Origin of the sequence: Stenotrophomonas lacuserhaii (genome assembly GCF_014836545.1) — a bacterium.
In the GTDB taxonomy this organism is placed as follows: Bacteria; Pseudomonadota; Gammaproteobacteria; order Xanthomonadales; family Xanthomonadaceae; genus Stenotrophomonas; species Stenotrophomonas lacuserhaii.
Genome location: NZ_JACSQS010000004.1, coordinates 67,114 through 79,462 on the forward strand (window position 1 = coordinate 67,114; position 12,349 = coordinate 79,462).

The 12,349-nt window shown below is 67.9% G+C and carries 10 protein-coding genes; 1 reads left to right on the forward strand and 9 read right to left on the reverse strand.

Annotated features, from left to right (window positions below; all coding sequences use genetic code 11):
• Nucleotides 1-80: 80 nt before the first annotated feature.
• From leuB to ilvC, 9 genes are all read right to left on the reverse strand, one after another.
• Nucleotides 81-1,145 (reverse strand): 3-isopropylmalate dehydrogenase, encoded by a 1,065-nt coding sequence (gene leuB, locus H9654_RS05750; protein ID WP_191769730.1) that lies wholly within the window; start codon nt 1,143-1,145, stop codon nt 81-83.
• Entirely contained in the window at nt 1,135-1,713 is a 579-nt protein-coding gene (leuD, locus tag H9654_RS05755) for a 3-isopropylmalate dehydratase small subunit (RefSeq protein WP_191769732.1), read from the reverse strand. The genes leuB and leuD overlap by 11 nt, the downstream gene beginning before the upstream one ends.
• Nucleotides 1,713-3,131: a 3-isopropylmalate dehydratase large subunit gene (gene leuC / locus H9654_RS05760; protein ID WP_191769734.1), complete on the reverse strand. Its 1,419-nt coding sequence runs from the start codon at nt 3,129-3,131 to the stop codon at nt 1,713-1,715. The genes leuD and leuC overlap by 1 nt, the downstream gene beginning before the upstream one ends.
• 62 nt (nt 3,132-3,193) lie before the next feature.
• A complete protein-coding gene (locus tag H9654_RS05765) occupies nt 3,194-3,967 on the reverse strand; it encodes a class I SAM-dependent methyltransferase (protein WP_191769736.1) in 774 nt (257 codons plus the stop codon).
• Between the two features lie 10 nt (nt 3,968-3,977).
• Complete coding sequence (locus H9654_RS05770) at nt 3,978-5,561, reverse strand: 2-isopropylmalate synthase (protein ID WP_191769738.1); 1,584 nt, start codon at nt 5,559-5,561, stop codon at nt 3,978-3,980.
• Entirely contained in the window at nt 5,558-6,658 is a 1,101-nt protein-coding gene (locus H9654_RS05775; protein ID WP_191769740.1) for a threonine dehydratase, read from the reverse strand. Before H9654_RS05775 ends, H9654_RS05770 begins: the two co-directional genes overlap by 4 nt.
• Nucleotides 6,659-6,745: 87 nt before the next feature.
• Nucleotides 6,746-6,997, reverse strand: coding sequence for an ACT domain-containing protein (locus tag H9654_RS05780; RefSeq protein ID WP_101099002.1), 252 nt, complete (start codon nt 6,995-6,997; stop codon nt 6,746-6,748).
• Nucleotides 6,981-8,717, reverse strand: coding sequence for an acetolactate synthase 2 catalytic subunit (ilvG, locus tag H9654_RS05785; protein WP_101099003.1), 1,737 nt, complete (start codon nt 8,715-8,717; stop codon nt 6,981-6,983). The genes H9654_RS05780 and ilvG overlap by 17 nt, the downstream gene beginning before the upstream one ends.
• A 39-nt stretch (nt 8,718-8,756) precedes the next feature.
• Nucleotides 8,757-9,731, reverse strand: a complete 975-nt coding sequence (gene ilvC / locus H9654_RS05790) for a ketol-acid reductoisomerase (protein ID WP_101099004.1) — start codon at nt 9,729-9,731, stop codon at nt 8,757-8,759.
• A gap of 522 nt (nt 9,732-10,253) precedes the next feature.
• Here ilvC and ggt point away from each other — a divergent pair.
• A complete protein-coding gene (gene ggt, locus H9654_RS05795) occupies nt 10,254-11,963 on the forward strand; it encodes a gamma-glutamyltransferase (RefSeq protein WP_191769944.1) in 1,710 nt (569 codons plus the stop codon).
• The last annotated feature ends 386 nt before the right edge of the window (nt 11,964-12,349 follow it).

The window sequence follows — 12,349 nt, forward strand, 5'->3', positions numbered from 1 at the left end:
CCCCCCCCCCCCCCCCCCCCCCCCCCCCCCCCCCGCCAACTCGCGGCCTTGCAGCTTCTGACGTTGACGTTGACGTTGCCTCAGCCCTGCAGTCGTTCGAGCACTGCTGCAGTGGCCTGCGTGGTGGACACCGCGCTGCCGGCGACAGCGAGATCCGCAGTGAACACACCTGCATCCAGCGCCGCGTGCACGGCCGCTTCAACCGCCGCGGCCTCGGCTTCCAGGCCCAACGAATGGCGCAGCAGCATCGCCGCGCTGAAGATCGTCGCGTAGGGATTGGCGATGCCCTTGCCGGCGATGTCCGGCGCCGAACCGTGGATCGGCTCGTAGATGCCGACCGAACCGGGCTCGCCCAGCGATGCCGACGGCAGCAGGCCCAGCGACCCGGCCAGCATCGAGGCTTCATCGGTCAGGATGTCGCCGAACATGTTCTCGGTCACGATCACGTCGTACTCGCGTGGCTTGGCCAGCAGGTGCATGGCCATCGAATCGACCAGCTGGTGTTCCAGCGCTACGTCGGGGAACTCATCGCGGCCCAGCCGGGTGGCAACGTCGCGCCACAGCCGCGAGGTTTCCAGTACGTTGGCCTTGTCCACCGAGGTGACTCTGCCACGGCGCTGGCGGGCCAGCTGGAAGGCGCTGCGCAGCACCCGCTCGATTTCCACCACGCTGTAACTGCACAGGTCACTGGCGGCGTCCGCAGTGCGGGTTTTTTCGCCGAAGTAGATGCCACCGGTCAGTTCGCGCACCACCACGAAGTCGACGCCGCGCAGCAGTTCGGCTTTGATCGGCGAGGCGCCCAGTGCCGCTTCATGGGTGCGCACCGGGCGCAGGTTGGCGTACAGGCCGAGTGCGCGGCGGATCGCCAGCAGACCTTGTTCCGGACGTACCTTCGCATTCGGGTCGGACCACTTCGGGCCGCCCACCGCGCCCAGCAGGATCGCGTCCGCCGCCCGGCAGGCGTCCAGCGTGCTGGCCGGCAGCGGTTCGCCGTGGCGGTCGATGGCAATGCCGCCGATGTCATGCTCGTTGAAGTTGAAGGTGTGGTTGAAGCGGGTGGCGACAGCTTCCAGCACGGCCACGGCGGCGGCGGCCACTTCCGGGCCGATGCCATCACCGGGCAGTACGACGATCTCAGCGTGCATGTTCAGTCTCGTAACGTTCGATTTCGGGGACGCGCCCCAGCAGGTAACCCAGCTGGTCGACACCTTCCAGCAGGCAGGTCTGCGAAAAACCATCCAGCGGGAAAGTGTAGACGCGGCCATCGGGCGTGCGCAGCTCGCGCGCGGCGATGTCCAGGGTCAGCACGTCATCCGGGCGCTGCATCAGCGCCTGTACGTCGGCCTCGTCGAGCACCACCGGCAGCAGGCCGTTCTTCAGCGAATTGCCACGGAAGATATCGGCGATCTCGCTGCTGACGATGGCGCGCAGGCCGAGGTCGGTCAGTGCCCATGGCGCGTGTTCGCGCGAGGAGCCGCAGCCGAAGTTGCGGCCCGCCAGCAGGATGCTGCGGCCGGCGTTATGCGGCTGGTTGAAGGCGAAGTCGGCATTGGGCGTGCCATCGGCGGTCCAGCGCCAGTCGTTGAACGCGTTGCGGCCCAGGCCGGCACGTTCGGTGGTGGACAGGAAACGCGCCGGGATGATCTGGTCGGTGTCGATGTTGGTCTGGCGCAACACCACGCTGGCCGACGCCAGGGTGCGGAAGCCGCTCATCAGGCCACCTCCTGGTTGAACAGATCACGGGTATCGGCGACGCGGCCATTGACGGCCGCCCACGCGGCGGTCATCGGCGAGGCCAGCAAAGTGCGCGAGCCCGGGCCCTGGCGGCCCTCGAAATTGCGGTTGCTGGTGCTCACCGCCAGCTGGCCCGGTGCTACCAGATCGCCGTTCATCGCAATGCACATCGAGCAGCCGGGCTCGCGCCATTCGGCACCGGCGGCGCGCACGATGGCATCGATGCCTTCGGCCTCAGCCTGGCGCTTGACGATTTCCGAGCCCGGCACGACCAGCATGCGCACGTGATCGGCTACCTGCCGGCCACGCAGCACCTGGGCGACTTCACGCATGTCACTCAGCCGCCCATTGGTGCAGGACCCCACGAACACCACGTCCACCGGCGTCCCCTTGAGGGTGTCGCCGGCATGCAGCTGCATGTAGTCCAGGCCCTTCTGTGCAGCGGCATCGTTGGCCGCCGGGATCGGCGCGTCCACAGCGATCGCGGTACCTGGATGGGTGCCCCAGGTGAGGGTCGGACGGATGTCGGCCGCGTTGATCGAAACCTCTGCATCGAAGCGTGCGCCGTCATCGCTGCGCAGCTGCGACCAGCGCGCCACGGCGGCATCGAAGTCGGCACCCTTCGGCCCGCGCGGGGTGGCGGCCACCCAGTCAAAGGTGACCTGGTCGGGGGCCACCATGCCGGCGCGTGCACCGGCTTCGATGGACATGTTGCACAGGGTCATGCGCTGCTCCATGTCCATCGCCGCGATGGTACTGCCGCGGAACTCCAGCACATGGCCGGTGCCGCCGTTGACCCCGATCACGCCGATGATGTGCAGCACCACGTCCTTGGCGCCGACGCCGGCCGGCAGCGCGCCGTCCACGGTGATCGCCATGGTCTTCGCCTTGCGCTGCAGCAGGCACTGGGTGGCCAGCACGTGGCCGACTTCACTGGTGCCGATGCCGAACGCCAGCGAACCGAACGCACCATGGGTGGAGGTATGGCTGTCGCCGCAGACGATGGTCATGCCGGGCAGGGTGAAGCCCTGTTCCGGCGCGATGACATGCACGATGCCGCGGTCGGCCGAGGCCATGTCGAACAGTTCCACGCCGTACTCGGCGCAGTTGCTGGCCAGCATCGCCACCTGGGCTTCGGAGGCCGCGCTGGCATAGGGCAGGGAGCCATCGGCGCGCGCGGGCAGCGTCGGCGTGGAATGGTCCATGGTGCCCTTGGTGCGGTCCGGCCGGCGCGGCGACAGGCCGCGTTCGCGCAGCTCGGTGAAGGCCTGTGGCGAAGTCACTTCGTGGATCAGGTGCAGGTCGATGTACAGCACGGCGGGCGCGCTGTCGGATTCGGGGACGACCACGTGGGCGTCCCACAGTTTGTCGTACAGGGTGCTGGGTGCGGGGGTCATGCGATGGCCTGGCAGGAAGGTGCGATGAAGAACATCAGGGGTAATCGGGAGGAGGTCAACACTCAGCGGCGACGCGCAAGCACGCGCAGCCGCACATGGTCGGCGAGCGGCAGGCCCGACGCATCACGTGGCAGGTCCGCCAGCAGTGCTTCGGCGGCACCACGCATGCGACAGGCAGTCGTGCTGTCCAGGTCGGCCAGCAACGGCGCGGCGAACACCCGCAGCCAACCCGCGATGCCGGTGGGCAGCGGCGTGGGGCGCTCCACGCGCTCGGCGAACTGCACGTGGAAGCCATGCTGGCGCAGCCGGTCGCTGTAGGCTTCCACGGTGGGAAAGTACCAGCTGAACGCGCTTTCGCCGTGGCCGTGCGCCACGCGGGCGGCCTGCACGGCACCGACGATGGCGGCGACGTTGCCATCGCCACCGAACTCGGCGACCAGGCGTCCGCCGGGTTTCAATGCACGCCGCACACCAGCCAGTACGCGGTCCGGCTCGCGCATCCAGTGCAGCGCGGCGTTGCTGAACACTGCATCGAATTCGCCATCGAAGGCCAGCGCATGGCCGTCCATGACCTGCGCATCGACCCCGCGTGCGCGCGCGGCGATCACCAGCTCGGGCGAGGCGTCCACGCCGATCACCTGCGCGCCGGTCAGTGCCAGTTCGGTGCTGAGCACGCCGTCGCCACAGCCGAGGTCGAGGACCCGTTCACCCCGCCGCGCATCGAGCAGGCGCGCGATCGCGCTGCCCAGCACCGGCACGAAGCCGGCGTCGATGGCGTAATCCTGGGCATTCCAGGTCTGGCCGGCGTCGATGCCGACGGAGGTGAAAGCGCTCATGCTGGGATACTCAGGCGTGGGCCGCCGCAGCGGCGGTGTCAGGGGCGGCAGTGGCTTCGCGCTGGCGCAGCAGGCGGTTGGCGACGTCCAGCCAGGCCAATGCCGAGGCCTCGATGATGTCGCGGCTGGTGCCGGTGCCTTCGAAGACGTCCTCGCCACTGCGTACGCTCAGGTTGGCCTCGCCGCGTGCGTCCGCGCCGATGCCTACGCTGTGCACCTGGTAGCTGTCCAGCTGCAGGCTGACGCCGGTGGCCGAAGACAGGGCACCGAACAGCGCATCCACCGGGCCATCGCCCTGTGCGGTTTCGGCCACCCGGTTGCCATCCGGATCGGACAGTTCGACCAGTGCATTGGCACGGCTGCCGACATCGCTGATGGTCATCGAGGCCAGACGGTAGCCCGGGGTGCTGGCGCCGCCCTGCATCAGGGTCTGCAGGTCCGCATCGGTGACCACGCGCTGCTGCTCGCACAGCGACTTGAACTGTTCAAACACCAATTTCAGTTCTTCTTCTTCCAGCCAGAAGCCCAGTGCACGCAGGCGCGCCTCGACCGCGGCGCGGCCGCTGTGGCGGCCAAGCACCATCTGCGAGTCTTCCCAGCCCACGTCTTCCGGGCGCATGATTTCGTAGGTGCCGCGGTGGCGCAGCATGCCGTGCTGGTGGATGCCGGATTCGTGGGCGAAGGCGTTCGCACCGACGATTGCCTTGTTGCGCTGTACGGGCATGCCGACCAGCCGCTGCAGCAGCTGCGAGGTACCGACGATGCGCGGGGTGTTGATGGATGTGTCCTGCTCGTAGAAGGCCTGGCGCACCTTCAGCACCATGGCGATCTCTTCCAGCGAGCAGTTGCCGGCGCGCTCGCCGATGCCGTTGACGGTGCATTCGACCTGGCGGGCGCCGCCTTCGATGGCGGCCAGCGAATTGGCCACGGCCAGGCCCAGGTCGTTGTGGCAGTGCGTGCTGAAGATCACCTGCCCGGCACCGCTGACATCGGCGACGCCGGCGATGACCTGCTGGAACATCGCGCGGATTTCCTCCGGCGTGGTGAAGCCGACCGTGTCCGGCAGGTTGATGGTGGTGGCGCCGGCGGCGATCGCCACGCGTGACACTTCGATCAGGTAGTCCAGTTCGGTGCGGGTGGCGTCCTCGGCGGAAAACTCGACATCATCAATGTACGAACGCGCCAGCGCGACGTGCTTGTGCACCGATTCCAGCACCTGCTCGCGGCTCATGCGCAGCTTGTGCTCGCGGTGCAGCGGGCTGGTGGACAGGAATACGTGTAGGCGCGGGTGCGCGGCTGCGTCCAGCGAGCGCGCCGAGGTTTCGATGTCGCCGGCCAGGCAGCGCGACAGCACCGCCAGGATCGGGCGCTGCACTTCGCGACCGATCATCGTCATCGCCTCGCGGTCGGATTGGGAGCTGGCCGGGAATCCGGTTTCGATCACGTCCACGCCCAGCTCGTCCAGCGCACGCGCCATGACCAGCTTCTGCTGCGGGCTCATGCTGCAGCCGGGCGACTGTTCGCCATCGCGCAGGGTGGTGTCGAAGATGCGGATGCGCGGCTGGGTAATTCGTTCGTTGGTCGGCGTGGTCATGGGGAAGTCTCCTCGACAGCGGGCAGTGCGGCGTGCAGGTGGGAAGGGGAAGAAGCAGGTTTCAACGCAGGCGGTGCGACCGCCATGGCGGGCGTTCGCAGGGTTTCGGGGCGGCGCCGGCGCGGTTTGCGCGGGGCGCGTGGGCGCACGTCGGTGAGCAGGCCGGCCAGTACCGAGGCGTCGATGTTGCCGCCGGAGACGACCGCGAACTTGCGGCGTCCGGCAACCCGGCGACCGGCGGCCAGGGCCAGTGCGCCGGCGCCTTCGGCAATCAGGTTTTCTTCCAGCGCCAGCCGCACCAGCGTCTCGCGCAGCTCGGCTTCGCGCACGATCACCACGTCGTCCAGCAGCGAGGCGCACAGGCGGCGGGTCAGGAAACCGGGGATCTTCACCCGCACGCCGTCGGCCAGCGAGGGCACCGGGGCAATCGGGCGGACGTCGCCGCGGATCGCGCGGGCCATCGAGTCCACGCCTTCGACCTGCGCGCCGACGATGCGTACGCCCTGCGATTTCAGCGCCAGGGCGACACCGGAGGCCAGGCCGCCGCCGCCGATGGGCACGATCACCACGTCCGGCGAATGGGGGGCCAGTTCGATGCCGACCGTGCCCTGGCCGGCGATGACATCGGCATCGTCGAAGGCGGACAGGAAGCGGTAGTCATGGCGCTGGGCCAGTTCCACCGCGAAGGCCCAGGCGTCGTCGTAGCTCTCGCCATGCTGGCGCACGGTGGCGCCCCAGTGGGCGACGCCGGCGATCTTGTTGGCCGGCGCGCCGTGCGGCATGACGGTGATCGCCTGCACGCCCAGCCGATGCGCGGCCCAGGCCACGCCCTGGGCGTGGTTGCCGGCAGAGGCGCAGATGATCGGACGCAGGTCGCCGCGCTCGCGGCCGGCCAGCAGTGCATTGAGCGCGCCGCGGACCTTGTAGGAGCCGGTACGCTGCAGGTTTTCCAGCTTCAGCCAGGTGCCGAAGCGTTCGGCGTGATGCAGCGGCGTGGGCGGCAGGAAGCGGCGCAGGCGGGCCTGCGCGGCCAGCACGTCGGCGACGGTTACATCGCCTACGTCAGGTTCGGTGCCGGCGCGGTCAGCGGCAGGCATGGTGGACCACGCGTTGTGCGCACGGCCACGACGACGGGCGCCGAAGAAGACGCCTCCGTGCCGGCACCGCTTGCACGGTACGGGCGTTCATGCGGCTGCTCCCTGCAGTTCGGTCACCTGCACCGATACGCAGTCGTAGATTTTTTCGATCTGCCGGCACAGGGTTTCCGGCGGACGGGTACCATCCACCACCAGCTGCAGGTGCCAACGGCCCTGGTCATCGGCATCGGGTGCACCGTGGATGGCGCGCGGGGCGAAGCCGCGTCGCTCGGCCATGCCGATCACGCGCAGCAGCGCGCCTTCGGCCGGATGCAGCACCAGGTCAAGCCGGTATTGCATTGGGAGCCTCCTGGCTGACATGGGCGGGGTTGGCTTCCAGCATCGTGCTGTTGGCGGTGTTGGGCGGCACCAGCGGCCACACATTGGCGCGCGCATCGATGGCCACGTGCAGCAGCGCCGGGCCGGGTTCGGCCAGCAGCGCCGCCAGCCCACCTTCCACGTCGTCACGCGCGTCGATGCGGGTGGCGGCGATGCCGAACACCTTGGCCAGCGCGACGAAGTCCGGGTTGTCGGACAGGTCGATCTCGCTGTAGCGCTCGGCAAAGAACAGTTCCTGCCACTGCCGGACCATGCCCAGCGAGCTGTTGTCCAGCAGCACGATCTTTACCGGCAGGCGACAGCGCGCGATGGTGGTCAGCTCCTGCACGTTCATCATGAAGCTGCCATCGCCGGAGACCAGCACCACGGTGCGCTCGGGGCAGGCGAACTGCGCGCCCATTGCCGCCGGCAGGCCGAAGCCCATCGTGCCCAGCGCGCCGCTGGTCAGGTGGTTGCGCGGGTGGTTGAAGCGGCAGTGCTGGGCCACCCACATCTGGTGCTGGCCGACATCACAGGCGATCACCGCATCGGCCGGCGCCAACTCGCTCAGTCGCTTCAGCAGCGCGGGCGCGTAGATGTGCTTGCCCGGTGCGTCGTAGCGGGCAATGAACTTCTCGCGGTGCTGCGCGCAGCGGTTGCGCCAGGCGGACTGGGTGGCCGGCGGTGCCGGGAAGGCGGCGTGCAGGGCGCGGATGGCCTGGGCCACATTGCCGGGGACGGCGACGTCGGCGGTACGCAGCTTAGAGATTTCATAGGCGTCGGCATCGATGTGCACAACGCGCGCGAAGGGCGCGAACTCGGTCAGCTTGCCGGTGGCGCGGTCATCGAAGCGCGCGCCCAGCACCAGCAGCAGGTCGGCTTCCTGCACGGCCATGTTGGCCGCGCGGGTGCCATGCATGCCCAGCATGCCCAGCGATTGCGGGTGTCCTGCCGGCAGTGCTCCCAGGCCACGCAGGGTCAGCACGGTGGGTATGCCGCTGGCCGCGGCGAAATCGCGCAGCGCATCGACGGCGTCACCCAGTGCGATGCCGCCGCCGGCGTAGATCACCGGCTTTTCCGCGCCTGCAATGGCGGCGATGGCATCGGCGATGGCCTGCCCGGTCGGCGCAGGCGGTGCCTCCACCGTGGCCGGGACATGGGCCGGCAGATGGCTGGCATCGGCGACCTGGACATCCTTGGGCAGATCGATCAGCACCGGGCCGGGGCGGCCTTCGCGCGCGATGCGGAACGCCTCGGCGACCACGCGCGGCAGGTCATCCACGCTGCGCACCAGCCAGCTGTGCTTGACGATCGGCAGGGTCAGTCCGAACACGTCCAGTTCCTGGAACGCATCGGTACCCAGCAACGGCGTGGCGACCTGGCCGGTGATGCAGACCATCGGCACCGAATCCAGCATCGCATCGGCGATGCCGGTGACCAGGTTGGAAGCGCCCGGGCCGGAAGTGGCGATGCACACGCCGACCCGGCCACTGGCACGCGCAAAGCCGTTGGCAGCCAACGCGGCGCCCTGCTCGTGGCGCACCAGCACGTGCTTCAACCGCGAATCCACCAGGGCGTCGTAGAACGGCATGATCGTACCGCCTGGATAGCCGAACAGCGTCTGCACGCCTTCGGCCTCCAGTGCCTGGGTCAGCCAGCGCGCGCCGTTGGGCGGCGCGCTGCGTTGTGCGGGGATGTTCATGGGGAACCTTGCAGAGCGGGTGGGGGAGGGCTGCGTGGATTACGCAGCCTGGCCTTGCAGCCAGACCATCTTGGCGCGCAGTTCCTTGCCTACCTTCTCGATCGGGTGGTCCAGGTCGGCCTGCTTGAACTTGTTGTAGTTCGGCAGCCCCGCTTCGTACTCGGCAACCCAGTTCTTGGTGAACGTACCGTCCTGGATGTCCTTCAGGACCTCCTTCATGCGCTCCTTGGTGCCGGCGTCGATGACCCGCGGGCCGCTGACGTAGTCCCCGTACTGCGCGGTTTCAGAGATGAACTCCAGCATCCGCGAGATGCCGCCTTCGTAGAACAGGTCCACGATCAGCTTCAGTTCGTGCAGCACTTCGTAGTACGCGATTTCCGGCTGGTAACCGGCTTCCACCAGCGTTTCGAAACCGGCCTGCACCAGCGCCGAGGCGCCGCCGCACAGCACTGCCTGTTCGCCGAACAGATCGGTTTCGGTCTCTTCCTTGAACGTGGTCTGGATCAGGTTGGCACGCGCGCCGCCCAGGCCGGTGGCATAGGCCAGCGCATGCTTGGCGGCGTTTCCGCTCTTGTCCTGGTGCACGGCCCAGATGCACGGCACGCCGCGGCCGATTTCGTATTCGCGGCGGACCAGCGCGCCCGGGCCCTTCGGCGCGACCAGCACCACGTCCAGGTCGTCGCGCGGGGTGATCATGTCGAAGTGGACGTTCAGGCCGTGCGCGAACAGCAGCACCGCGCCCTGTTTCATGTTCGGTGCCAGCACGTCTTCGTACAGCTTCTTCTGCACCATGTCCGGGGTCAGCACGGCGACCAGGTCGGCATCCTTCACTGCCTCGGCCGGTGCCTTGACGGTGAAGCCATCGGCCTGGGCCTTGACTTCGGTCGGGCCGCCGGGCCGCAGGCCCACCACCACGTCGAAGCCGGATTCACGCAGGTTCAGTGCGTGCGCGCGGCCCTGGCTGCCGTAGCCGACGACAGCGATCTTGGTCTGGGGCAGGTCGTTGGTGCTCATCGTGGTGGTTCCTTGCAGAGGGGTCGGGTGAGGAGGAAGGGTGTTGCCATGTTCTGAAACGAAAAAACCCGCGCCGGGACCGGTGCGGGTTTTGATCGAGTACCTGTGTGTCTGTTGCTTACACGCTGGCTCGTCCCGCTCCGGTGGGCTGGCTAATAAGTACGAGTACGAGGAGCGAACGCAGCGAGGCGGCGCCGATGGCGGCGGGCTCGAAGTTCGTTGGCGGTGGCGTGTGGCGCTGCAACATGGGTCCGAGGAAAACATGCGGGCCAAGGTGTGTCAACCCTTGTCGATGCCTGCGGATTGGTTGCCGCTGAATCCACGCGAAAGCCTTGTGCCACCTGCATTGTTGCGCATGAAACCAGCGTCGCACCGCAGTGCGGGGCGCGTCGTTCGCGCCATTCGCGCAGTCGCTGGGCAGCGGCGCCGCACGTCCATGACCTATGCCGGATACCCGGCAACGCGCAGACAGGCCACTATCGCGGTATCCCTTCCCAGGAACTTCCCGACGTGACCCGACGACTGACCCGCTGCCTGCTGGCCGCTGCCCTGCTGGCGACGCTGCCGACGCTTGCCCTCGCCGCTGATCGTGTGACCGGCCATGGCTTTGCCACCCGTTCGGAAGTGATCGCGCCGCATGCGATGGCGGCGACGTCGCAGCCGCTGGCCACCCAGATCGCGTTGGACGTGATGAAGAACGGCGGCAGCGCGGTCGACGCCGCAATCGCCGCCAACGCGGCGCTGGGGCTGATGGAGCCCACCGGCAATGGCATCGGCGGCGACCTGTTCGCCATCGTGTGGGATCCGAAAACCCAGCAGCTGCATGGCTACAACGGCTCCGGCCGCTCGCCGCGATCGCTCACCCTGGCCGAGTTCCAACGCCGCGGGCTGAAGGAAATCCCGGCCACCGGTCCGCTGCCGGTGTCGGTGCCTGGTGCGGTCGATGGCTGGTTCGCCCTGCACGAGCGTTTCGGCCGCAAGCCGATGGCCGACAACCTGGCGCCGGCCATCCGCTACGCACGCGAAGGCCATCCGGTGGCCGAGGTCATCGCGTATTACTGGGATCGCTCGGTGCCGCGCCTGTCGCAGTATCCCGGTTTCAAGGAACAGTTCACGATCAACGGCCATGCCCCGCGCAAGGGCGAGCTGTGGAAGAACCCGAACCTGGCCAACACGCTGCAGCAGATCGCCGATGGCGGCCGCGATGCGTTCTACAAGGGCGACATCGCGCGCACCATCGGCAGCTACTTCAAGGCCAACGGCGGTTACCTGAGCTTCGACGACATGGCCGCCCACCATGGCGAATGGGTCGATCCGGTGAGCAGCAACTACCGCGGTTACGATGTGTGGGAGCTGCCGCCCAACAGCCAGGGCATCGCCGCGCTGCAGATCCTCAACGTGCTGGAAGGCTACGATTTCTCGAAGATTCCCTTTGGCTCGGCCGAGCACGTGCACCTGTTCGTGGAAGCCAAGAAGCTGGCCTTTGCCGACCGCGCGCGCTTCTATGCGGACATGGCGTTCCAGCCGGCCGCGCCGGTGGCCAAGCTGATCTCGAAGGAGTACGCGGCCGAGCGCCGTGCGTTGATTTCGATGGACAAGGCACTGAAGGAAGTGCAGCCGGGCACGCCGAAGCAGCTGGAAGAGGGCGATACGATCTACATGACCGTCGCCGACGCCGACGGCATGATGGTGTCGCTGATCCAATCCAACTACCGCGGCATGGGCAGTGGCATGGCGCCCCCGGGACTCGGTTTCATCCTGCAGGATCGTGGTGAGATGTTCGTGCTGCAGAAGGACCACCCGAACGGTTATGCGCCGGGCAAGCGTCCGTTCCAGACCATCATCCCCGGCTTCATCACCAAGGACGGCAAGCCGTATGCGAGCTTCGGCGTGATGGGCGGGGCGATGCAGCCGCAGGGGCATGCGCAGATCGTGATGAACCTGGTGGACTTCGGCATGAACCTGCAGGAGGCCGGCGATGCGCCGCGCATCCAGCACGAGGGTTCGACCGAGCCGACCGGCCAGGCCACGGCGATGAGTGACGGCGGCGAGGTCAACCTGGAAACAGGGTTTGCGTATGACACGATCCGCGCGCTGATGCGCAAGGGCCATCGCGTGGTGTTCGCTGACGGTCCGTATGGTGGCTACCAGGCGATCCTGCGCGACCCGGAGACGGGCGTGTACTACGGCGCATCGGAGAGCCGCAAGGATGGGCAGGCGGCGGGGTATTGAGGGGGGCGTCGAACGGGGAGACCCCCCTCGCGGCTGGGCCGAGAGCCGCCGCCGCGTTTGGGCCGGGCGGTGGGGCTGGTCGGGGGACGGCAAGAGCCGCTCCTGGGGGCCTCGTTTCGCGCCATCCATGGCGCTCAACGCCCCCGCCCAGCCCCCCCGCCCGACCCCCTGACAGGTTCCGGTGGCCTTCACCCGCGTAATTAAGAAAAGAACAAAGGCAGGGGTCAGAGTCCTTTCGCTACGCGAAAGGACTCTGACCCCATCTTTCTCCCACTCTTCCAGTCCCTGCCTTGTCCATGGCCACCATGGACCTGTCGAAGGCGGGGCGGGGTGGGTTGGCGGGAACGCTCATCCGCATGGATGCGGATGGCGAGCCTCCATGGACG

Excerpts from the sequence above, each read along its gene's own strand:
- leuD (WP_191769732.1), bottom strand. The coding sequence starts at position 1,713 with ATGAGCGGCTTCCGCACCCTGGCGTCGGCCAGCGTGGTGTTGCGCCAG.
- ilvC (WP_101099004.1), bottom strand. The coding sequence starts at position 9,731 with ATGAGCACCAACGACCTGCCCCAGACCAAGATCGCTGTCGTCGGCTAC.
- leuC (WP_191769734.1), bottom strand. The coding sequence starts at position 3,131 with ATGACCCCCGCACCCAGCACCCTGTACGACAAACTGTGGGACGCCCAC.
- H9654_RS05765 (WP_191769736.1), bottom strand. The coding sequence starts at position 3,967 with ATGAGCGCTTTCACCTCCGTCGGCATCGACGCCGGCCAGACCTGGAAT.
- H9654_RS05780 (WP_101099002.1), bottom strand. The coding sequence starts at position 6,997 with ATGCAATACCGGCTTGACCTGGTGCTGCATCCGGCCGAAGGCGCGCTG.
- leuB (WP_191769730.1), bottom strand. The coding sequence starts at position 1,145 with ATGCACGCTGAGATCGTCGTACTGCCCGGTGATGGCATCGGCCCGGAA.
- ilvG (WP_101099003.1), bottom strand. The coding sequence starts at position 8,717 with ATGAACATCCCCGCACAACGCAGCGCGCCGCCCAACGGCGCGCGCTGG.
- H9654_RS05770 (WP_191769738.1), bottom strand. The coding sequence starts at position 5,561 with ATGACCACGCCGACCAACGAACGAATTACCCAGCCGCGCATCCGCATC.
- H9654_RS05775 (WP_191769740.1), bottom strand. The coding sequence starts at position 6,658 with ATGCCTGCCGCTGACCGCGCCGGCACCGAACCTGACGTAGGCGATGTA.